General features: G+C 57.8%; 1 protein-coding gene. It reads left to right on the forward strand.

Annotated features, from left to right (window positions below; translation table 11 throughout):
* Positions 1-289, forward strand: a 289-nt coding sequence (locus FDX22_RS15835) for an AbrB family transcriptional regulator (protein WP_186805328.1), incomplete at both ends; no start/stop codon positions are given.

The raw sequence follows: 289 nt of genomic DNA on the forward strand, positions 1-289 counted from the left end.
GCACCATCTTGCTGGCCGCAGTTGCCGGTATAGCCGGGCGCTTACTGCGTATTCCCTCTGGCGTCATGTTGCTGCCGATGCTGGCGGGCGCACTGCTGAACGCAGGTGGTGTGATGGTAATTGAACTGCCGGAATGGCTACTGGCGATAGCGTATATGGCCATCGGCTGGCAAATCGGCCTGGGTTTTGACAAGCAGATCTTTTTAATGGCGCTGCGCCCTTTGCCGCAGATCCTGTTGTCCATTTTTTCACTGATGGCGATCTGCGCCGCTATGGCCTGGGGTCTGGC

It is taken from the genome of Citrobacter sp. TBCS-14 (assembly GCF_005280805.1).
Classification (GTDB): Bacteria; Pseudomonadota; Gammaproteobacteria; order Enterobacterales; family Enterobacteriaceae; genus Citrobacter; species Citrobacter gillenii.